Annotated in this window: 19 protein-coding genes, 1 tRNA gene and 1 riboswitch; of the genes, 8 read left to right on the forward strand and 12 right to left on the reverse strand. The window is 46.0% G+C overall.

The genetic code is table 11. The features are described from left to right. Nucleotides 1-4 precede the first annotated feature (4 nt). Nucleotides 5-1,126, reverse strand: coding sequence for a glycosyltransferase (locus tag ACL9RM_RS13825; RefSeq protein ID WP_250266533.1), 1,122 nt, complete (start codon nucleotides 1,124-1,126; stop codon nucleotides 5-7). 397 nt (nucleotides 1,127-1,523) lie between these two features. Between ACL9RM_RS13825 and ACL9RM_RS13830 the strand changes: the two genes are divergently transcribed. From ACL9RM_RS13830 to thiE, 5 genes are all read left to right on the forward strand, one after another. Continuing rightward, nucleotides 1,524-3,245, forward strand: a complete 1,722-nt coding sequence (locus ACL9RM_RS13830; protein WP_250266534.1) for an NAD-dependent malic enzyme — start codon at nucleotides 1,524-1,526, stop codon at nucleotides 3,243-3,245. Between the two features lie 92 nt (nucleotides 3,246-3,337). Beyond that, nucleotides 3,338-3,440: riboswitch (TPP riboswitch) on the forward strand. Nucleotides 3,441-3,578: 138 nt separating this feature from the next. Beyond that, entirely contained in the window at nucleotides 3,579-4,268 is a 690-nt protein-coding gene (gene tenA, locus ACL9RM_RS13835) for a thiaminase II (protein ID WP_250260555.1), read from the forward strand. Between the two features lie 74 nt (nucleotides 4,269-4,342). Beyond that, entirely contained in the window at nucleotides 4,343-5,185 is an 843-nt protein-coding gene (gene thiM / locus ACL9RM_RS13840) for a hydroxyethylthiazole kinase (protein WP_250266535.1), read from the forward strand. Beyond that, nucleotides 5,182-6,012, forward strand: coding sequence for a bifunctional hydroxymethylpyrimidine kinase/phosphomethylpyrimidine kinase (thiD, locus tag ACL9RM_RS13845; protein WP_250266536.1), 831 nt, complete (start codon nucleotides 5,182-5,184; stop codon nucleotides 6,010-6,012). The genes thiM and thiD overlap by 4 nt, the downstream gene beginning before the upstream one ends. Beyond that, the gene (thiE, locus tag ACL9RM_RS13850) at nucleotides 6,009-6,722 is read left to right on the forward strand and encodes a thiamine phosphate synthase (RefSeq protein ID WP_250268952.1); all 714 of its coding nucleotides are present in this window, start codon (nucleotides 6,009-6,011) and stop codon (nucleotides 6,720-6,722) included. Before thiD ends, thiE begins: the two co-directional genes overlap by 4 nt. Here the strand turns inward: thiE and ACL9RM_RS13855 are convergent. From ACL9RM_RS13855 to ACL9RM_RS13865, 3 genes are all read right to left on the reverse strand, one after another. Continuing rightward, entirely contained in the window at nucleotides 6,667-6,834 is a 168-nt protein-coding gene (locus tag ACL9RM_RS13855; RefSeq protein WP_080682975.1) for an aspartyl-phosphate phosphatase Spo0E family protein, read from the reverse strand. The two genes, thiE and ACL9RM_RS13855, sit on opposite strands and share 56 nt — an antisense overlap. Before the next feature lie 296 nt (nucleotides 6,835-7,130). After that, a complete protein-coding gene (locus tag ACL9RM_RS13860) occupies nucleotides 7,131-8,549 on the reverse strand; it encodes a helix-turn-helix domain-containing protein (RefSeq protein ID WP_250266537.1) in 1,419 nt (472 codons plus the stop codon). 158 nt (nucleotides 8,550-8,707) lie between these two features. Then, a complete protein-coding gene (locus ACL9RM_RS13865) occupies nucleotides 8,708-9,682 on the reverse strand; it encodes a LacI family DNA-binding transcriptional regulator (protein WP_061828852.1) in 975 nt (324 codons plus the stop codon). Nucleotides 9,683-9,868: 186 nt separating this feature from the next. Between ACL9RM_RS13865 and ACL9RM_RS13870 the strand changes: the two genes are divergently transcribed. Further along, entirely contained in the window at nucleotides 9,869-11,212 is a 1,344-nt protein-coding gene (locus ACL9RM_RS13870) for a 6-phospho-beta-glucosidase (RefSeq protein ID WP_013311670.1), read from the forward strand. Nucleotides 11,213-11,568: 356 nt separating this feature from the next. Here the strand turns inward: ACL9RM_RS13870 and ACL9RM_RS13875 are convergent, their stop codons facing one another. The 4 genes from ACL9RM_RS13875 to ACL9RM_RS13890 all read right to left on the reverse strand — a co-directional run bounded on the left by ACL9RM_RS13875 (nucleotide 11,569) and on the right by ACL9RM_RS13890 (nucleotide 14,360). Further along, complete coding sequence (locus ACL9RM_RS13875) at nucleotides 11,569-12,471, reverse strand: PhzF family isomerase (RefSeq protein WP_250266538.1); 903 nt, start codon at nucleotides 12,469-12,471, stop codon at nucleotides 11,569-11,571. 332 nt (nucleotides 12,472-12,803) lie between these two features. After that, nucleotides 12,804-13,373, reverse strand: coding sequence for an IS4 family transposase (locus tag ACL9RM_RS13880; protein WP_250266539.1), 570 nt, complete (start codon nucleotides 13,371-13,373; stop codon nucleotides 12,804-12,806). Then, nucleotides 13,370-13,873, reverse strand: coding sequence for a hypothetical protein (locus ACL9RM_RS13885; protein ID WP_250266540.1), 504 nt, complete (start codon nucleotides 13,871-13,873; stop codon nucleotides 13,370-13,372). The genes ACL9RM_RS13880 and ACL9RM_RS13885 overlap by 4 nt, the downstream gene beginning before the upstream one ends. Before the next feature lie 413 nt (nucleotides 13,874-14,286). Next, nucleotides 14,287-14,360: transfer RNA gene (locus ACL9RM_RS13890), tRNA-Arg, on the reverse strand. Between the two features lie 174 nt (nucleotides 14,361-14,534). On the opposite strand from ACL9RM_RS13890, the gene ACL9RM_RS13895 reads away from it, so the two are divergent. Then, a complete protein-coding gene (locus tag ACL9RM_RS13895) occupies nucleotides 14,535-14,828 on the forward strand; it encodes a DUF4870 domain-containing protein (protein WP_016324668.1) in 294 nt (97 codons plus the stop codon). Nucleotides 14,829-15,147: 319 nt separating this feature from the next. On the opposite strand, the gene ACL9RM_RS13900 is transcribed toward ACL9RM_RS13895, so the two are convergent. Next, the gene (locus ACL9RM_RS13900) at nucleotides 15,148-15,507 is read right to left on the reverse strand and encodes a hypothetical protein (RefSeq protein ID WP_013311672.1); all 360 of its coding nucleotides are present in this window, start codon (nucleotides 15,505-15,507) and stop codon (nucleotides 15,148-15,150) included. A 162-nt stretch (nucleotides 15,508-15,669) separates the two neighbouring features. Here ACL9RM_RS13900 and asnB point away from each other — a divergent pair, with 162 nt between their 5' ends. Then, entirely contained in the window at nucleotides 15,670-17,514 is a 1,845-nt protein-coding gene (gene asnB, locus ACL9RM_RS13905; protein WP_250266541.1) for an asparagine synthase (glutamine-hydrolyzing), read from the forward strand. A 169-nt stretch (nucleotides 17,515-17,683) separates the two neighbouring features. Here asnB and ACL9RM_RS13910 read toward each other — a convergent pair whose 3' ends face one another. The 3 genes from ACL9RM_RS13910 to ACL9RM_RS13920 form a co-directional block, all read right to left on the reverse strand. Next, nucleotides 17,684-18,316, reverse strand: coding sequence for an XTP/dITP diphosphatase (locus ACL9RM_RS13910; protein ID WP_013311674.1), 633 nt, complete (start codon nucleotides 18,314-18,316; stop codon nucleotides 17,684-17,686). Beyond that, nucleotides 18,316-19,077: a ribonuclease PH gene (gene rph, locus ACL9RM_RS13915; protein ID WP_323873120.1), complete on the reverse strand. Its 762-nt coding sequence runs from the start codon at nucleotides 19,075-19,077 to the stop codon at nucleotides 18,316-18,318. Before rph ends, ACL9RM_RS13910 begins: the two co-directional genes overlap by 1 nt. A gap of 92 nt (nucleotides 19,078-19,169) precedes the next feature. Continuing rightward, on the reverse strand, nucleotides 19,170-20,228 hold the full coding sequence (locus tag ACL9RM_RS13920) for a GerMN domain-containing protein (RefSeq protein WP_069290244.1): 1,059 nt from the start codon (nucleotides 20,226-20,228) through the stop codon (nucleotides 19,170-19,172). Nucleotides 20,229-20,288 lie beyond the last annotated feature (60 nt).

A 20,288-nucleotide genomic window follows, 5' to 3' on the forward strand; every position in this document is an offset into this window, starting at 1 on the left:
GTTGTTATCTCACCCGCCGATCCAGTCGCCAAATATCAATGATGGAGCGCAAAAAACGAATAGAATCCTTCCAGACATGGATGTGCGAGCCATCCCGGTCAATACATTTGACGGGTAATTGCAGCACACGAAGCTGGAGTCGCTTGGCAATAAACATCATTTCCAAATCCAACGCCAGTCCAAGCTGTTCCTTTAAATGCGGAAACATTCGCTTCACTGCAACCGAACTCATCACTTTAAGCCCAGTCTGGGAATCCACCACACCTGTGGGTAAAAAAGGGCGGGAAATGACCCGCTTACCAAAGCTGACGACAGATCGCAAAAAAGATCGATTTTCGGCGGTCATATCCTTGGTTCCGATCACGACATCATAATAGCCCTGCTGAACAACATTAATCATTCTGGCAATATCCTCAATAAAAAAGGAGTCATCTGCGTCCACAAATACGTAGTAATCCGCACCAATGGTCCGCATCCCTTCCAGATACGTGCCTGCCTTACGTGTATTGCGTCCCAATTCCCTTGTTTGAAGCAGCGGGCTAAGATTCTGATTAATCCGGTTTACGGACAAGTCCGTGGCTGCCTCCAGCGCTTTAATCAAGGCATTCGTACCATCGTAGCTGCCATCATCAATGAGATAAATCGAACCTTCAATAATATGGCTGCGGATAAAGACCTGCAATCGTTCAGCAAAGGTTTTGACATGAACAAAACGTTGCTCTTCGTTATATACAGACAAGATAAATGCAATATGTTGGCTTTTGGTCGAATACTCGGGATAGAGCAAGCTTTGTATTTCCGAAAGCATTTCTTCGTTGTCATTGGCTTGCCAAAATAGCAGCCGCAAACGACCTACTCCGATGATTTGCACCATATGCTGATCACTGAACGGAAATGTTACATCCGTCACCAGTAACAATGGCATTTGCGGAAATTGGCTACGGATCTGATTGGCTTTCCGCACTGCCTGCCCCGGCTCCCTATAATCAATCAGGCAACAACATGCGTTCTCGTAGACTGAAGCTGCCTCCGTGTCCTCGCACTGTATATATTGGTAAAAACAAATCACATTGGGATAATCAATAGCCCTGTCGTTATCGCTAAAAATGGCTATAGGTCCCTGCACACAAACCTCTCCTTTTCCTCCGAATAGTTCTATTTTGTTGAAAAAGAATTAAGAATGTTTGCTTATAGGAGTTAAATTAATGTCCAAATACTTCATATTTCCTTAACAAAATAACTGACACTCCATGATATATATGGAGTTAAGAGAAGAAAAACTAATTTTCATATTTGATAAAAACAGAGTATTTAGACCTGATTCATTAGAACCAAAGTCATCAGGAATGGTTAGCGAATCTATATTGAAAGTTAGTTCTTTTATATCATTAGAAAGAAACAAATATGGTTATTTTGTCATATATAAATGCAAGAATAAAACATATTTGCACGTCCATACTATGGACAACATGTCATCTTTCGTTATGAATAGTTATGAAAATGAAGAGAAGGAAGGTCTTTCTATGGAAGCATTTTATATCAATCGCGATGGGTCATTATCTACTCCATTACGGGGAAAGGATGTGTTGGCAAATCCCCTTTTGAACAAAGGTGTCGCTTTTACAGAAGAAGAACGCAAAGAGCTGGGTTTGGAAGGAATCCTTCCTCCAACCGTCCTTTCATTGGAGAAACAGAGCGTACGGGCATATCAGCAGTTTCTGGCGCAACCCACCATGCTGCGAAAAAATGCTTCTCTCAACGACCTTCACAACCGAAATGTCGTACTCTACTACCGGCTGCTAACCGATCATTTGAGTGAAATGCTGCCCGTAGTCTACACGCCGACCGTAGGAACCGCGATTCAAGAATATAGTCACGAGTACAACCGCCCTGGAGGCATATATTTGTCGATAGATAACCTGAACGGTATTGGACAAGCATTCCATAATTCTGGTTTGAGCGGCCATGATGTGGATCTGATCGTCGTGACAGATTCCGAAAGTATTTTGGGGATTGGTGACTGGGGCGTTGGGGGGATTAACATTGCTATCGGCAAGCTTGCAGTGTATACGGCTGCGGCAGGCATTCATCCCGGGCGGGTGCTGCCAATTGTACTGGATGTAGGTACAAATAATGAAAAGCTGCTGAATGATCCACTGTACATCGGAAACCGCCATAAACGGGTTCGCGGAGAAGCCTATAACCAGTTTATTGATACTTTTATCAGCAAAACGTTAGCGCAATTCCCAAAAGCGCTTTTACATTGGGAAGATGTGGGTAGCGTAAATGCACGCCATATTATAGGAAAATACGGTCAAAGCATACTCACCTTCAACGATGATATACAAGGTACAGGAGCGGTGACCTTGGCTGCGATTCTTTCGGCGGTGGATGTCACCAAGACTCCGCTGCGTGAACAAAAAATACTTGTTTTCGGCCCAGGGGCAGCAGGAATCGGTAATGCTGATCAAATTCGGGGTGCTATGATTGAGGACGGCCTTTCCGCAGAAGATTCCTTCAAGTCCTTTTGGGCCTTTGATTATCGCGGGCTGTTAATGGAAGATATGGAAGACGTATTGGAGTATCAGAAACCGTATGTGCGCAAAAAGGATGAAGTCAGCTCATGGACCCGATCGGGTGACGGCAAAATACCACTGCTAGAGGTCATCCGTCAGGTGAAGCCTACGATATTGATTGGAACTTCCGGTGTAGCAGGTGCCTTTTCTGAAGAGATCATCAAGGAGATGGCGAAACATGTAGAACGCCCGATCATTATGCCCATGTCCAATCCTACAAACCTTGCAGAAGCAGTACCCGAGGATTTGATCCGGTGGACCGATGGCAAAGCACTGATTGCAACCGGAAGTCCTTTTGAGCCCGTCACCTATAACGGTACGAAATTTGAGATTGGACAGGCGAACAATGCCTTTGTTTTTCCGGGACTGGGTCTGGGTGCGATTGTGGTTAAAGCCAAAAGGATTACCCCTGCGATGTTTACAGCGGCAGCAGTTGCTGTTGCCAATGGTGTAGATTCGAATACGCCTGGCGGTGCGCTACTCCCTCATATCCGAAAATTACGCGAAGTTTCGTACGCTGTTGCGATTGCGGTTGCAAAAGCCGCGATACAGGATCAGGTAGCTCAGGCGCACATTTCAGATGTGGAACAAGCTATACGAGATGCAATGTGGAAACCGGAATATGCCAAGGTCAAAGCTGTGGAAAGTGTAATTCATCACCCTCACTAAGCTCAAAACACCTAACTAGAGGAAATTTAATATTTTGCACACTATGTTTGACATAGCGTATGAACGTATGTACAGTAATAGTCAAAAGAATAGAAGTCCACTAGGGGAGCCGCTATGGCTGAGACAAGAACGTATCTTGGACCCTTTGAACCTGATCTAGTTCGTACTAGCGTAGGAAAGTGGAGCCTTCATATATAAGGTTTCAAACGTTTTTTTGCGTATTGGGCCTATTGTTGAAGCCGCTCCCATTTTTCCGGGGCGGCTTTTTAGCGTTGTTCCGGAATTATATTCTTACAGGACTTCTTGCTCTTCAATTTGATGGAGGTGGGGAAATTGAGTTTTACAGAAGAACTCCGTCGGCAGGCGGACGGCATTTTTCAAGCGATTTTTGAGCACCCCTTTGTGAGAGGTATTGCTGAAGGCAGTTTGACAAGGGGACAGCTGATTCACTATGTAAAACAGGACTTTGAATATTTGAACGCCTACATGCGGATATACGGCATCGCAATCTCCAAATGCACGAATCGGGAGGATATGGCTGTATTTAATGAACAAATCTCTTTTATTCTCCACAGCGAGGTTCATCCGCATCAAAATTTCTGTGCTGTCGCAGGGGTGACCTATGAAGAGTTGCAGGGATATCCGCTCGCTCCGTCGGCTCATCACTATATCCGTCACATGCTGACGGTTGCGCATGAGGGTAGCCTGGGCGAGATCTTGGCTGTGCTGCTGCCATGTATGTGGACGTATGCCGAGATTGGTCGCAGGCTGCTGGATGAAGTAAAGCCGGATGAGTCTCATCCGTTCTATGAATGGATTGGCTTCTATGGAGACCAGCTTGATGATACAACACTCAAGTTCCGAGAACGTGTAGATGCTTGGGCGGAAGACGCAACGGCTGCTGAGCGGGAGCGGATGATTGAGCATTTTATACTGAGCTGCCAGCTGGAATATAAGTTCTGGGACATGGCTTATAAGCAGGAAGAATGGCCGGTCCAGATGCAGGCAGCGGTCTTGGAATAGTCAGCCTGGCGATTCGATGTGTGAAGTACGGTTAATGCCCTGTTGAACCACCAACTATAGAGAGGATAATCATTATGAGTACATGGAAAAAAAGTTATTCGGATCTCCTGACGAAGGTACAAAACAGCAAACCCCTCGTTCACAATATGACCAATGTGGTAGTCACCAACTTTACGGCCAACGGTCTGTATGCATTGGGCGCCTCCCCGGTGATGGCCTATGCACCTGAGGAAGTAGCAGATATGGCAAAAATAGCAGGCGCCGTCGTGTTAAACATCGGTACACTGAACCGCGAACTGGTGGATGCCATGATCATTGCTGGACAATCGGCGAATGCACACGGTGTTCCGGTGCTGCTAGATCCGGTCGGTGCGGGAGCAACGAGCTTTAGAACCGAATCGGCACTGCGAATCCTGAGTGAAGTCAAAATCTCATTGGTGCGGGGCAATGCAGCCGAAGTCGCACATCTTGTTGGAGAAGCGCGTAAGATTAAAGGCGTAGATGCCGGTGACAGTGCTGCCAGCGGCCATGTCGATCTGGCAATTCGGGCTGCTCGAACGCTCAATACGATGGTTGTCATTACTGGAAAAGAGGACGTCATCACCGATGGGGCCGAAGCACGAATGATTAGCGGCGGAGACGCGCTGCTCACGAAGGTAACGGGAGCAGGCTGCCTGCTGACCTCTGTGTTAGGTGCCTTTGCAGCTGTTGAACCCAACCTGCTGCTCGCAGGTACAGCAGGTTTGGCATTTTACGGTGCAGCAGCTTCTCGAGCCGCAGCACGTACCGCAGAACTGGGGCCCGGCAGCTTCCAGATTGCCTTTCTCGACGAGCTGGCCAAACTGCATACAGGTTCACTAGAAGGGCATGTCTCGATCCATGAAGCCGGAACAACAGCAGCAGGTGGTGCGCGATGACAGACGTTCGTGTACCCAGAGCGCTGACGATTGCTGGTTCGGACAGTGGCGGCGGGGCCGGAATTCAAGCTGATCTCAAAACCTTTCAAGAACTTGGCGTGTACGGCATGTCGGCTATTACAGCCGTTACCGTACAGAATACCTTAGGGGTCCACGGCGTATATCCGCTACCAGAGGAAGCAACAGCGGAACAGATCGAATCCGTAGGATTAGACCTTGGAGTGGATGCCCTGAAGACTGGCATGCTGTTTAATGCTGGCATCATCCGTCTTGTGAGCGAGCAGATTCGAAAGTTCGGCTGGAAAAAGGTCGTCGTCGATCCCGTGATGATTGCCAAGGGAGGCGCTGAACTGCTGCAGCTGGAAGCGGTGCAGGCTTTGAAGGACGACCTGCTCCCCTTGGCCCTGGTCGTTACACCGAATATCCCGGAGGCGGAAGCCCTGACAGGGATCAGTATCCATACGATGGAGGATCGCCGCGAGGCTGCGAGACATATTAGCAGTATGGGACCAAAATTCGTTGTGATCAAGGGTGGCCACGCTGACGAGAGCGACATCAGCGGACAGATTGTTGACCTGCTTTTTGACGGAACCGCCTTTATAGAGCTGAGCGGCAAGCGAGTACGGACTGTCCATACACACGGAACAGGGTGCACTTTCTCGGCAGCGATTACCGCGGAATTAGGGAAAGGGATGTCTGTACCGGAGGCTATCTCGAATGGTAAAGCCTTCATCCAGGCGGCGATTGAGGATACGTTGTCTCTGGGACAGGGACACGGCCCAACCAATCATTGGGCCTACCGACGTCGTCAGGAGATGCTTCTATGAGCGGCAGAATATTGTCAGAGGTAGTGCGCCGCCATCTACAGATATACCTGGTGCTTGGAAGCGTGAATTGCCTCGCGGAACCAGGCTGGGTCGTGCAGGAGGCTCTGGCTGGCGGGGCAACCATGGTCCAGTTCCGAGAAAAGGGTCTCGGCGCGTTAACGGGCGTTCCTATGTTCGAACTTGCGCGCCAGCTACAGGAACTGTGCCGTCACGCTGGTGTCCCCTTCATCATCAATGACGATGTGGAGTTGGCTCTTGAACTCGACGCCGACGGTGTTCACATCGGTCAGGACGATGAATCCGCCGATTCCGTCCGCGAGCGTATCGGAAATCGAATTTTAGGCGTCTCCGCCCATACCATTGAGGAAGCACGTCGAGCCATCCTGCAAGGTGCTGATTATCTCGGCGTTGGGCCCATCTATCCCACCATCTCGAAAGATGATGCCCGTGCCGTACAGGGACCGGCAATTTTATATGAGATGCGTAAAGCGGGAATTGATGTGCCGATTGTTGGGATCGGAGGTATTACAGTGGACCGTGTTGAGGAAGTCGCACGTGCAGGTGCAGATGGTGTAGCGGTGATTTCAGCCGTGACACAGACAGAGCAGGTTAGAGATGTGGTCAAGGAATTAAAGAAAAATATGGTCTCATTTCTCAATGATCCGATCTACATGTTTGATATTGATTCAACAGATCATCCAGCTTTTTAGATTGTTCTATTACTTTAGGATGTGTTAAAAATCCATACTTTTTCTGGACCTGGTACAGTTTCTTCCTAGCTCTTTCGACACAAAGTAAAGTCACACTTTGATTCATCAGCATGATCCCTCCTATATGTCATATTTTATAACAAAAAGACGTTTTTTGGATTTCCAAATGATGCGCCTAATAAAAAAGAACATCCCAAAAGTTTGCATAAACAGCGAAGCCCCAAAATCCACGTAAAAAAGCCTCCGTCTCCACTAATAAAGCGGGACCGAGGCTTTTTTCATAAAAAGATTCAATGAATATTAGAACATACAACCTAACCGTTTTAAGCACCTCCAATTTGTACTTGAGGCGTTATTCTTTGATTTTGGTTATGCGACTGAACAGGCATTGCTAAAATAAACAAGAAGCTAGCTGCGATGACCAGCAGAATCATTTTTTTCAACATTGTCTAACCACACCTTTTCTAATAGTTTGAAATACTCTTCCCTCGTTTCGGGAAGCGCATGTGCTTGGAAATGTGCAAAAAGTCCCGTACAGTTTATAAAATAAGTCTCATTATTTAGTATGTGGGCTTTTACCAATGCATATATTAAGTGTTTAAAGCCATCATTGAACATTCCCCGTCTTAAATAGTAATAAGCCAGTTCATAACCAAACCATGCAAAATAATCCGGCATCACTTGTTGGGTGTACATATCAGTAGATTGTGATAGCAGAGCAAAAGAATTAATCTCCACTTCAAAACGTGAAAGGACATCATTGATATCTATTGCATATCGGTTAGCAGCTATCATAACGTTCAGCAACTTGGATAGCTTTTCATTCTCGGTAGTGATTGATGTGGATGCAATATATTCAACATACTGAGGAAGCACATTCGTATCTCCAGATAGGAGTTTATTTACATAAGTATTACCTTCTGCCCAATGCTTGAACAAGTTGACCCAGTGTTGAGTTTTCTGGTCTGTCTCGATCACCCAATCTAAATCTGCGTAGGCATTTGTAAATTGTAATGCTTGCTGATAATCGCCTTGGGCTTCACAGACACTCGCACACAGTAAATCAGCATAGGTAATGTACACAAACATCGGACGACTCAGCCTCTTTTCAGACTCCTCCCACTCTCGCTTTTTCTGTTGATGCTTCAAAGAATATTGGATCTCCGCTTTGGCTCTCATTTTTCGAGCAGTTGCATCGAGCTTGTCCCATTCACGCAGAGAACGATACACATTCGCCAAATCTTTTAACGCATCAAGTTGGTCTATTTCATTCAGACGTTCGACAAAGGGTTCAAATCGTGTAGCCGCCTTGAGATTTCGGATCTGATTGTTACCCACCTGAATGGTAAACAGACGATACTGACAGATAGCCAAACGTTCAGAATGCTGGTACTTCTCGCCTTCCGCAATCCCTTCGTAGAGCAACAATGCAGCATTGTGCTGGCCTTGTGCGAATAATTTTTCTGCTGCATCAAATAACTTTGGGGAATATAGAAGGTTGTCCATAATATGTCCCACTACAAGCTGGATAGCATCCAACTTGTCCAGTTCCGCACAGCGAAACAACAACGGCTCAATTCGCCTCCAATCCGGGGAACGCTCAATGATGTAGTTATCTATGTATAGTTCGTAAAAAAAACCTTCTGGTAGTCCCATAGCCCAAGTGATTCGATCAAGCTGATGTATAGCAACAGGACGATGCTTGGCAATCCAATTATTAAGTGTTCTTTGATGAACACCTGAATGTTCGGCAAATTGTGCCAGCGTCAAATTGTTTTCCCCTAAATAATCCTCTAACTTCGTCAAAATCGTAGGTGTATGTCCCAAGTCATAACCACCCTTCATACAAAAAATCCAAATTTTATACTTTCACCTCAAATTATTCACCAAGTTTTAACATGTGTCAACATTTTTCTTCCATTATTCCTACTATATAAACTTTAATATGGAAATTAATAACCACTAACATGAAGTCCCTTTTGGAATCAGGTGGTCGCTCGCTCTACTAATTTGAATTCCAGATGATGTATCGTTTCATCCAGCCCTTCGAGGGCATTTCGAATCATAATGAACGCGTTCTCAGCTTGCTTGTCTATCGGGTAATGAATCGTAGTTAAATCAAGCAAATGCGAGATTTCGGTGTTATCAAAGCCTACTACTGCAAAATCACTCGGTACAGAAACACCTAGCCTACGCGCTTCAGTCAAAAGACCTGCTGCCAAATAATCGGTAGAACAGGCAAAGGCGTCCGGCCTGTCAGTTTGTGCTCGTTCTGCCCACCAATGAGCTATTTGTTCACCAGCTGCTATTGAATTTAAATCATAAAAATGCGGGAAGGCCTCAGCGTCCAAATCATATTTTTCGCAAAAGTCATGATAAGCTCGAATGCGTTCTTTTGTATTCAACCCCCGCATGCTGCCGTACACATTCACAATTTTCCGATATCCTCGAGCGTACAAATGTTCCAATGCCAGCGTATAGCCCTGATACTGATCCATAAATACAGACGGGATTGCCTCAATGTTTACACGCTGCCAGGTCACAATCGGACCATATTTTGTATAATGCTCAATCACACTCCACTCATTGACGCGAATCATACAGACCAAAGCGTCCAGTTGCTTTCTCCGCAACATTTCCAGCGCTTCAAGTTCTCGCCCCTTCTCCCCATTCGTAATAAATAGCGCTATATTAAAGCCATGCTCCTGGGCATACATTGTAAATCCACGCACAAATAAACCCAATGAATCATTAAAAGAAAGTGAAATAATCCCTATGAGCTTGGTCATGCCCTTTTTTAAAGATACCGCATTTAAATTGGGAACATAATCCAGCCGATCTATGACCTCCTGCACACGCTGCCTTGTGGGTTCACTCACGTACGGATGGTTGTTAATGACACGGGATACCGTAGCCGAGGATACCCCCGCCAGCTTTGCAATTTCATGAATATTCGCCATTTTTCTCACCTCGTTCTTTCTATTTTAGCATGTTCGTGTTTAGCATGTTCGTAGTGTCCGCCCTATAATTGTCACCTTCCCAAAATAAGTTTTTTAAAAGCGCTTGACCTGTAATGCATTACAGGGGTTACAGTGAATTTGTGCTTAAGAAAGCGGTTTACAAAACATACTTAGGAGGCACTAACTATGAAAAAAGGCATAAAGATTGCAACCATTGGCGGAGGCTCCAGCTATACACCAGAACTAGTAGAAGGCTTCATCAAACGTTATGCAGAGCTTCCCATTCGGGAATTGTGGCTGGTAGATATTGAGGCAGGACGTGAAAAATTGGAGATCGTAGGTGCTATGGCCAAACGGATGGTGAAGGCCGCAGGCATTGATTGTGAGGTACATTTGACGCTGGATCGTCGGGAAGCGTTGAAGGACGCCGATTTTGTAACGACCCAATTTCGGGTAGGCTTGCTGGAAGCCCGGATTAAGGATGAAAGTATTCCGTTAAAACATGGCATGATCGGTCAGGAGACCAATGGGGCCGGAGGAATGTTCAAAGCGTTTCGCACCATACCCGTTATCCTCAGTATTGTGGAAGATATGAAAGAACTATGTCCGAATGCATGGTTGATTAATTTTACCAATCCTGCGGGTATGGTCACCGAAGCCGTGCTTCGTTATGGTCAGTGGGATAAAGTCATCGGATTATGTAATGTTCCAATCGGCGCGATCAAGAGTGCATCAGCTGTGCTGGACAAACCGGAAGAAGAGCTGTTCTTTAAATTTGCAGGGATTAACCACCTTCATTGGCACAAGGTTTATGACAAAACAGGGGCCGAATTAACAGAGCAAGTTATTGAAGGACTGTACGCTCCGGGTGCAAAGCCAGAGAAAGTCGTTGAAAATATTAAGAACATGCGCTTCCTGTATGATCAAGTTCGTCAATTGAAAATGCTGCCTTGTCCTTACCATCGGTATTACTATATGACGGATAACATGCTCAAGGAAGAATTAGAGGAAGCCAAAAACGAAGGAACTCGGGGCCAAGTGGTCAAACGTCTGGAAGAAAGTCTGTTCGAACTGTATAAAGATCCGAATCTGGATTACAAACCAGAGGAATTATCCAAACGCGGTGGTGCGCATTACAGCGATGCAGCCTGTGAGATCATTAATTCCATTTATAACAACAAAGGCACATTGATGGTCGTTAGTACACGTAACAATGGTGCGATTGATGATGTTCCTTATGATAGCGCCATCGAAGTGACCAGTGTCATTCGCGCCCATGGTGCCGAACCTGTCAACTTTGGCAAATTCCCACCTGCACAGCGGGGCTTGCTGCAAGTAATGAAGGCAATGGAAGAGCTGACGATTGAAGCGGCGGTCACCGGTGACTATGCAACCGCACTGCAAGCCTTCACCCTGAATCCGCTCGTACCAAGTGGGGATATTGCTCAAACCGTGCTGGATGAATTGCTGGAGGCACACAAAGAGCATCTGCCGCAGTTCTTTGCTCATAAAGAGAAGGCGACGGTATAAAAAGGTAGGTCGCTATCATCCTGCTGGAACACAAAAAAGCTTCCTACATGTAGGAAGCTTCAGGCTGTCGAGAAACCCCCTGTTTTTTTGCAGGGGGTTTAAAACTGTCTTAGTGGTCTAAAAACTAGGGTCCTCAGATCGTTTTAAATCGATTTTTGTTTTAAAAGATGCGTCTCCCCATATAAAAATAGAAGTGTCGAAAAGTCCTCTGGACTTTCTCGACACTCTGAAGCTTCCTACATGTAGGAAGCTTTGCTATACGTCCCAGGAGTACTTGCTGGGACGTTGGTGTTATTGGGTTTGTACTTGGCTTGACAATCCGTCATTAAGCTTATTGATAAATTTGTTAGACTTTTTTAAAGTATGATCTCCGTTGAAAAAGCAATAACCGCTTTCCCCGTAATTTGAACTAATACGGGTTTTCCCTGTTCCTTTTTCACATGAACATGCATTGTTCCCTCTCTTTTGATTGCCTCACCTTGTAAAATATCAAAATCAAAAGACTGCTCATTCTCATTTTGCAAAATGTTATAGTGTACCAAATAGGCTCCAAGCGGTCCGTTTGCATTTCCTGTCACCGGGTCTTCAGCTATTCCAATTGCAGGAGCAAACATTCTTCCGTGAACCAATATATCCTCTTGTGGATTTAATGTAAAAACATAATATCCATTACATCCAATATGCTTGCTGATTTCTGTAAGCTTCTGCAAATCAGGTTTTAAACTATGTAGTATTTCATTGGAGTAAATCGGAACCATTACCTTAGAATGACCTGTTGAAGATATTGCAACTGGATATTCCATGCAAATATCTTTACAAGAAATACCTAACGCATTTGCAATCTGACTTCTTATTTCATCATTTAAAGGCTCTGATACAGAAGGTTCTCCCTGTGTCATTACAATAGAATAGTCATCTTCATACTTTATAACATCAACAGGCAATATACCTGCTTTTGTTTTTTGAATAATTCTTCCAGTTTCAGCTTTTCTCTCAATTGCATAAATATAATGTGCTGCTACTGTTGCATGACCACAAATTGGAACCTCTGTTGTTGGAGTAAAAAATCTTACTTCAACATCATAATTTGAAGAATCTGTTTCAAAAATAAATGCAGTTTCCGAATTATTTAATTCTCTTGCAATTCTCTGCATCTGCTCATCTGTAAGTCCATTTGCATTTGGAACAACCCCAGCAGGGTTACCATGAAATCTATTTTTTGTAAATGAGTCTACTTGATATATTCTATATTTTCTCATAATTTCGCCTCTATAAATACTAGTTTGTCTGTCTGTTAAATCCGATATTAACATACTTTTTAGGCAGTTTCACTTAAATTAAAAGATATAATATGGCCCTTTAATGAAAACGAACTGATCCTTATTATAGAATCGCGCTCTTTTATGGAAGTTGTTATTAAACTAAAGCCGCAGTTAGCTGAAATGGTCTTCTCAATCCTTATCTAAAAGTGGAATAAATCTTTTATGATTATAGATACTTTTAGATTCTGCCACGCCTGTTGAATAACCAAAATAAGTAACTCAATTCATGAAACAAGAGGTGCACTGAAGAAGAACGCGCCGAATCTGAATCAGCCATTCAACAGGTAGTTTTGAAGAAGAAATAGACGAGAAAATCGCGCAAAGGAATGAACGGCATGTTGGGGCCATGAAGTCTGAGCAGCAACAAATAGCCAATTGAGCAGGACATAGACGATTAGAGCACAGAATAATTGCCCATAGACCGCATTTTCAGTCGTACCAAACAGCGTTGGAATATTCAAATGTTGCTTGATCCAACGAAAGAAGACTTCAATCTGCCATCGAGCCTTATAGATCTGTGCGATTTGTTCTGCGGTCACCTGCATTAAATCGGTAACCACCCGAATTTCCCGACCTTCAAAATCCCGAAACATCACCACACGATGACGTTGTCTGGAACGACACTGAGGGGTTCCCAACTGGCAAGTGATATCCCGAATGACGGATGAATCTGGCTTCGTAAGGCGACGTAGCGCATGAGGCTTTTCCAAATGGACGTTGTCGCGAAGCCGAATGACAAACGATTGTCCATGGGTTTTGAAGTGATCCAGACGCTCCAGTTTCCCATAAGTACGGTCCATCACCAAAATGTAGTCCGGTTGAGCCAACGCTTCACTCATGGGGCCATCATGCTTGGAGCCCAGCGTTTCGACCACCTGAAGGGTTGCCCATTTTCTGCTCGTAAAGCGACTTGAAGTTTAATACCTGCACGCTCCCCGTGATAAGGAGCCCAAGGCAAACGCGTTTTTCCCACCGTCATCGTGGTTGAATCGATGAGTAATAATTCTTTTGGGAAAGTCAGTTTCCGACGTGCTTCCCGGTTACATTTGCAAACAAGTAGATGGAAAAGTTCCTTAAATACGGAAAACGGGACTTCGGCGGCTTTGGTTGAAAAGCGTGAGTAGTGGATGACGGGCAAGCCACAGAGAGCCGCATAATCTACGCTGGATCGATAGCTACCCCATTGTTCCAACGCAGCCATGCACCAGTATTGGAGTAAATGGTAGACCGTAAACTTGCGGGCTTTGTCTTCATAACCTATTAACTTCACAACCCTTTGAACTTCTTCAGGAGTCAGCATGGATTGAAGGATAGATGTAATCGTGATAGAATTTTTCATGAGATCGTCTTCTTACGGATTCGTTTGGATGGTACCAACGATTCTACAGAAAAGACGATCTTTTTTCTACCATTTTGTGGTTATTCAACAGGCGTGCTACTATATAAAGGTGTTAGTTTACTGTATGTTTCGGAGCGGCTTGGTCACGCCTCATTAGATATCACTACCTCTACATATGCCCACCTTATGAAAGAGCTACGTGGACAGGATTCAAAACAACAGACATTTTTGAACATTTATATAGCGTGTAAAAATCGTGTGTATAATTTGAGTAAACAGGTGTATTAATCACACCTTTTTCTAACGTTTTCTATCGTAACCCCAATAAAAGAAAAAATGCCCCAAACCCTTATATATCAAGGATTTGAAGCATTTTTAATTTCGTTCAAACTTTACATATCTGAACGCTTCGACGTCCCAGGAGGGATTCGAACCCCCGACCGACGGCTTAGAAGGCCGTTGCTCTATCCAGCTGAGCTACTGGGACAAGATGCTGATCAATAAAACCTTATGTATTCAGCGCATTGATTATTATATCACATTTCGAGCAACTGTCAAAAGCATTTTTTCATGATGTAGGGAAGTGGGCTGCAAAAGGAATCATTTGGACACTAACGGGGTATTATGTACAAAGAACCATGCATAAAGGAGGGGTAAAGCCGTGAGAGGTCTTTTGTCGTCACTTTGTTATTTCAGCATTTTCTTCGCACCTTTTCTAGTGCCTGTCATTGTGTGGATTGCAGTACGGGACGAATATGTTCAGGGACATGCAAAAAAAGCTATTTTATCGCATATTTTCCCCATTATTGCGGCAATTCCGCTCGTGTATTTTATTATTACGGCGAATCATGCAGGTTCAGTGATCGGGTTTGTACTGCTATTCGTAGTGGTTTATCTCGGGGTTTTTGTTTATAACATCTATAAAGGGATTATGACGCTGCGTGAAGCGGCTTAGTTCAAAAAGAAGCCTCCTACATACCGCTAATTTGGCGGGATACGGAGGCTTCTTTAGGGTCATTCTTGATGAGTTGCTGTTGCTATTTGGTTCAATGGCTGCTTATTTATTCCCAAAGCGTTTAGGACTTCTCCGTACTTCATGTCTTACGTTTTTCTCCAGCACTTCTTCCGCGAACTCATTGTTATGAATATAACTGCTGCCTTTGTTTTTCTTATAATTCGCTTTGCCGTCTATGATTTCCCCCTCCTTTCACACTGATCCGGCGATGGCGCCGGGGCCCAAATCAACAAAAGCCGGGGCATAGCACACCATATCCTCATGCCCCGAACTCCTTGGCAAACTCTGTGCTGAGCTGCCCATAGGAGAGCAATTCTTTTTTAAACTTCTCTCGCTCCTCACCGGCAGTAATGTGTGTAGAGTCGGTAAAGGCCTTGTCTGTCACTTCCTCAAATGCCGAATGCAGATTATTGTCGTACCAATCCAGCTCCAGATCGGCGTCATTGCGGATGATCCGTACCATGTCATAGTCATGCTGACCATCCGTCTGATCCTTGGCCGTAATATAGACCAGCAGTTCCGGGTCATCTGCGGCACCGGGCCGCACCTCTACCTCAGCGCAGCGCACTCCGTCAAGTTCAGTGAAGCGGCGTATTTTGGCATCCTTGATGTAGTACATGGTCTCCCTCCTTCCTTGCGAGTAGACGGGTTGCCCCATCTGTAGTTTTCGGAACGGACAGACATTTTATGCTTCTTTTCGGCATATATACTGATGAACTGGGGATTTAGTTTTGATTCATTCCAACACTGGATGAACACGACAAAGAGAGGATGAACAGACATGTGCGGAATTACAGGTTTCATACAGTGGAACGGAGACTTAATGCATCAATCTGAGCTGCTGCTGAATATGACACAAACGCTCTCCGATCGCGGACCGGATGCTGCGGGTACCTGGATATCCAACCCGTGTGCCTTCGGACACCGAAGATTGAGTGTTATGGACCCGGAAAATGGTGCTCAGCCCATGATCCGGCAGCTGGAGGATATCACTTATACGATTGTATATAACGGGGAAATATATAACGCGCCTGAGCTGAAAAAAGAGCTGCAACAGCGCGGGCATTTTTTCCGTACACAATGCGACACGGAGGTGCTGCTCGAATCCTATATCGAATGGGGCCCTGAATGTGTGGATCGGTTAAACGGCATTTTTGCGTTTGCGGTCTGGGATAGCGAGCGGGAGCAGGTATTTCTGGCACGGGATCGGCTGGGAGTGAAGCCGCTATTTTATAGCCAAACCGAAGAAGTATTCGTATTTGGCTCAGAACCCAAAGCACTGCTCCAGCATCCAGCGGTAGAGGCAGCAGTGGACGCCGAGGGATTGGCCGAAATTTTTATCATCGGGCCTGCACGTACCCCCGGACACGGCGTCTATTCGTCTATGAAGGAGCTACGCCCCGGACATACGTTAACCTACAGCCGCGACGGCGTGCGCATCCAAGCCTACTGGACACTGGAAAGCATTGCGCATGAGGATAACACCGAAGAAACGGCACTTAAGGTACGAGAACTGTTGCTGGATACGGTGGAGCGGCAGCTCATTTCGGATGTTCCAGTGTGCACCTTATTGTCTGGCGGGCTGGATTCAAGCGCTCTATCCGCATTAGCTGTCGATTATTACAAACGTACCGGGCAGGGACAAGTTCATACGTATTCGGTCGATTATGTGGATAACGACAAGCATTTTAAAGCCCATGCGTTTCAACCCGGAGCCGATGCCCCCTGGATTCAGCGGATGGTGGATGAATTAGGGACAAATCATCACTGGATTGAATTCGATACGCCAGAAGTCGTAGCAGCTCTGAACAACTCCACACTAACGCGGGATTTACCCGGAATGGCGGACGTGGATTCGTCGCTATATCTCTTTTGCCGGGAGATTAAAAAAGGAGCTACGGTCGCTATTTCCGGCGAGGCTGCGGATGAAGTTTTTGGCGGATATCCTTGGTTCCACCGGGAGGATATGCTGAATTCGGGTACATTCCCGTGGGCAGTTGCACCCGATATGAGAGCCAGTCTGTTGTCTCCTGAGGTACGGGACTGGATCAAGCCGCTGGAGTATTTGAACGATCGCTACTCAGAAGCGGTAGGAGAAGTGCCGAAGCTACCAGGGGAAACAGGAAAAGCTGCGCAAATGCGCGTCATGTCCTATTTGAACATCACCCGCTTTATGCCTACTCTACTGGATCGCAAGGATCGGATGAGTATGGGGGCCGGACTGGAAGTGCGGGTGCCGTATTGCGATCATCGATTGGTACAATATGTATGGAACATTCCGTGGAGTATCAAGATGACAGGCGGACGTGAAAAAGGTATTTTACGCAAGGCGCTGGAGGGTGTATTGCCGGATGATGTGCTGTATCGCAAAAAAAGCCCGTATCCTAAAACGCATAATCCTTCCTATCTTGCCGCTGTGAAAAAGCAGGCGCTGCAACTGCTGGATGATTCCTCTTCCCCACTGCTCAAGCTGATCGATGCGCAAAAGGTACGTGATATTGCCGCCTCACCGGAGGCATCCACCAATCTGCCTTGGTTTGGTCAGCTGATGTCGGGTCCCCAGTTGTTCGCCTACTTTGCTCAAGTGGATAACTGGTTACGCACTTACAAGGTTGCTATTCGATAAGCTACGCTGAATGCTGAAGCAATAGAGCTTCTAAGCGGCAGCGGCAATTTTTCGCTGTGTACTATATGGGGAACAGAAAGTACCAAAAAGGCTATCCGCAGCTTATGACTGACGGATAGCCTTTTTTTCATTATGTGAATGGGGGATGATTTCGCCCCTGTTACCAATGCTATGCCTGTGGATTACCCAGCTTTGTTGCCAAATCACGCAGAGCTATCCCTCGGTGACTGATAGCCTGCTTTTGTTCCAACGTCAGCTCGGCCATTGTCTTTTCAAACTCTGGCAAATAAAACAGCGGATCATACCCAAACCCGCCGCTGCCGGCGGTTTCAGTAGTAATCCAGCCCTCCACAGAGCCTGTCGATTCCAACGTCTCGCCAGTCTGCGGATTATATAGAATCAAGGTACAGACGAATTGAGCCGGGCTTAGCAAAGGCTGTCCCGTATCATCACCCAGCTGCTTCGATTCTAGAACGTCGAGCAGCTTAATATTGTTTTCGTGATCGCTGGCACCTTCTCCAGCATAACGGGCCGAGTATACCCCCGGTGCACCGTCCAGCAAGTCCACGCAGAGGCCGGAATCATCGGCCAGTACGGGCAATCCGAGCACATCTCCAACCGCTTTAGCTTTTTTCAGTGCATTTTCGGCAAAGGTTTTGCCATCTTCAACGACATCAGGAATGTCGGGATAATCGTACATGCTTCTGACTTCCTTGCCAAACGGCGCAAAAGCATGTGCAAATTCCCGCACCTTTCCTTTATTTTTCGTAGCGACAATGACGACCGGACCATCCAGCCGCATTAGGCGCCAGCTCCTGTACGTCCAGCACCGATCTTATCAGCAATCGGTCCAAGCACTTCTTTTTGGCGCTCAATCATTTGCAGAATCCCTTGTTCGCCCAAGCTAAGCAGTTGATCCAATTCGTTACGGTCAAATGGGCTTTCTTCACCTGTACCTTGCAGCTCAACATATTTTCCACTGCCAGTCATGACAAGATTCATGTCTACTTTGGCCTTGGAATCCTCTTCATAGTTCAGATCCAGCAACGCTTTTTCACCAACAACCCCTACGCTGACGGAAGCCAGAAAATCGGTAATTGGAAAAACAGGCAGCTTGTGCTGGATGGCAATTTTATTAACCGCAATCGCCAACGCTACGAAAGAACCGGTAATTGAGGTTGTGCGTGTTCCGCCGTCCGCCTGAATGACGTCACAATCCAACGTAATCGTCCGTTCACCAAGCGCCTGCAAATTGACCACCGAACGCAACGCTCTTCCAATCAGACGCTGAATTTCCATGGTACGGCCTGTCAGCTTGCCACGCGCAGCTTCACGCTGATTACGGCTATGAGTCGCACGCGGAAGCATGGAATACTCCGCGGTCACCCAGCCCTTTCCTTGTCCCTTCATAAAGGGGGGTACGCGTTCTTCTACAGTAGCCGTGCAAATGACTTTCGTCTCGCCAACCTCTATAAAAACAGAGCCCTCCGCGTATTTATTTACTCCTGCTGTCAATTTCATCGGGCGCAGCTCATCACCGTTTCGTCCGTTAGATCTACTCATGCTTTTTCCTCCTACGTCGTATGCAACCTGTTCTTATATGTTTATTTTACCAAAGTGTGCAGGCAAAAGCACCCCAAGGACGATTCCCGCCCTTAAAGAGGGATTTCGTTAATATGTTGCGGCTTGGCTACAGGCTCTCCATAATTTTGATTATTTTGTCCAATTACGCTTTTTTCACCATTCAGTTCAATCCGAATTTTTGTTTTGACCGCATCATCTGAATTGTCTGCCGCTGTCAGCACAACCGATTCCAAAAATTCAGCAGGCACAGCTTCTCCTTTAGCAAACATATCATCTGAGAGAGATACCGTAATTACGTTGTCTTTGGAGCGTTCTACCGATTTCAGCGCCGTCTCCCCTGTCATCACTTCTTGTAACCCATCTTTGGTCTGCGGCCCTTGAATCAATTGATGCAGTGCTGACTGGACACGATCTTTCTCAGGGCTAACCAACCGTGTTACAGGTACATAGTATTGAACTCCAGCAGGTGAAGAGGAAGAGAAATACACAGTGACCGGACTGGAATCCAGGGGTGTCACGCCATGACCAATTTCCAAATTAATACCTACTGCACGCGTCAATGGATGATCCAGCGGTGTGCCCCCAACAGGCATTTCGTTCAGCTTTTTGCCCTCCACCCAGATCTGTACGCTCTCGATATCGGGACGGTCGGTTAGGGTCCAAGTCAAGCTCTCCATTAATTTTCGTTCTTCTTGTGGCTTATAGTTGGCGAAAGATTTGTTGAATTCGACAACAGCCAGCTTGTTGTTCTTGTCCACTGTCACACTTTTTACTTCTGTACCCTGGGGTATTACCCCTTTAAATCCCTCTGGTAATAATCCAGCATACGGCCCGCCCTCAACCAATGTTTCCAGCGCTGACTTGGCATCTGCCTGCACATCGCCTGTAGCAATCGGTAAAGATACCGGGGCCAGCAAACCGTTATGATCTTGCAAAAAAACAGCCCTCAGTTGCCCTGTACTGGCAGGTGCTTTTCCGGTTACAGCCTTAATCATGGACTGCTCTGTCGTGGACGGCGGGGGGTCAATAGATGCCGATTCGTCGCCGAAAAGGCTGCAGCCTGACAACAACAGGGGTAGGGATAGCAGTCCAGCTACAGAGGTCATACGCCATGGGTGTTTTATATTCATAAGTGAAGTTCCTCCCTAACAATTTTGTACAGATTGTACTAATATGTATACGAGCCTCGC

Origin of the sequence: Paenibacillus sp. S29, from assembly GCF_049319765.1 — a bacterium.
Taxonomy (GTDB): domain Bacteria; phylum Bacillota; class Bacilli; order Paenibacillales; family Paenibacillaceae; genus Paenibacillus; species Paenibacillus polymyxa_B.

Excerpts from the sequence above, each read along its gene's own strand:
- asnB (WP_250266541.1), top strand. The coding sequence starts at position 15,670 with ATGTGCGGAATTACAGGTTTCATACAGTGGAACGGAGACTTAATGCAT.
- ACL9RM_RS13855 (WP_080682975.1), bottom strand. The coding sequence starts at position 6,834 with ATGCTGATGAATCAAAGTGTGACTTTACTTTGTGTCGAAAGAGCTAGG.
- ACL9RM_RS13900 (WP_013311672.1), bottom strand. The coding sequence starts at position 15,507 with ATGTACTACATCAAGGATGCCAAAATACGCCGCTTCACTGAACTTGAC.
- ACL9RM_RS13920 (WP_069290244.1), bottom strand. The coding sequence starts at position 20,228 with ATGAATATAAAACACCCATGGCGTATGACCTCTGTAGCTGGACTGCTA.
- ACL9RM_RS13830 (WP_250266534.1), top strand. The coding sequence starts at position 1,524 with ATGGAAGCATTTTATATCAATCGCGATGGGTCATTATCTACTCCATTA.
- ACL9RM_RS13910 (WP_013311674.1), bottom strand. The coding sequence starts at position 18,316 with ATGCGGCTGGATGGTCCGGTCGTCATTGTCGCTACGAAAAATAAAGGA.
- ACL9RM_RS13875 (WP_250266538.1), bottom strand. The coding sequence starts at position 12,471 with ATGAGAAAATATAGAATATATCAAGTAGACTCATTTACAAAAAATAGA.
- ACL9RM_RS13865 (WP_061828852.1), bottom strand. The coding sequence starts at position 9,682 with ATGGCGAATATTCATGAAATTGCAAAGCTGGCGGGGGTATCCTCGGCT.
- thiD (WP_250266536.1), top strand. The coding sequence starts at position 5,182 with ATGACAGACGTTCGTGTACCCAGAGCGCTGACGATTGCTGGTTCGGAC.
- thiM (WP_250266535.1), top strand. The coding sequence starts at position 4,343 with ATGAGTACATGGAAAAAAAGTTATTCGGATCTCCTGACGAAGGTACAA.
- thiE (WP_250268952.1), top strand. The coding sequence starts at position 6,009 with ATGAGCGGCAGAATATTGTCAGAGGTAGTGCGCCGCCATCTACAGATA.
- rph (WP_323873120.1), bottom strand. The coding sequence starts at position 19,077 with ATGAGTAGATCTAACGGACGAAACGGTGATGAGCTGCGCCCGATGAAA.
- ACL9RM_RS13870 (WP_013311670.1), top strand. The coding sequence starts at position 9,869 with ATGAAAAAAGGCATAAAGATTGCAACCATTGGCGGAGGCTCCAGCTAT.
- ACL9RM_RS13880 (WP_250266539.1), bottom strand. The coding sequence starts at position 13,373 with ATGAGTGAAGCGTTGGCTCAACCGGACTACATTTTGGTGATGGACCGT.
- ACL9RM_RS13885 (WP_250266540.1), bottom strand. The coding sequence starts at position 13,873 with ATGAAAAATTCTATCACGATTACATCTATCCTTCAATCCATGCTGACT.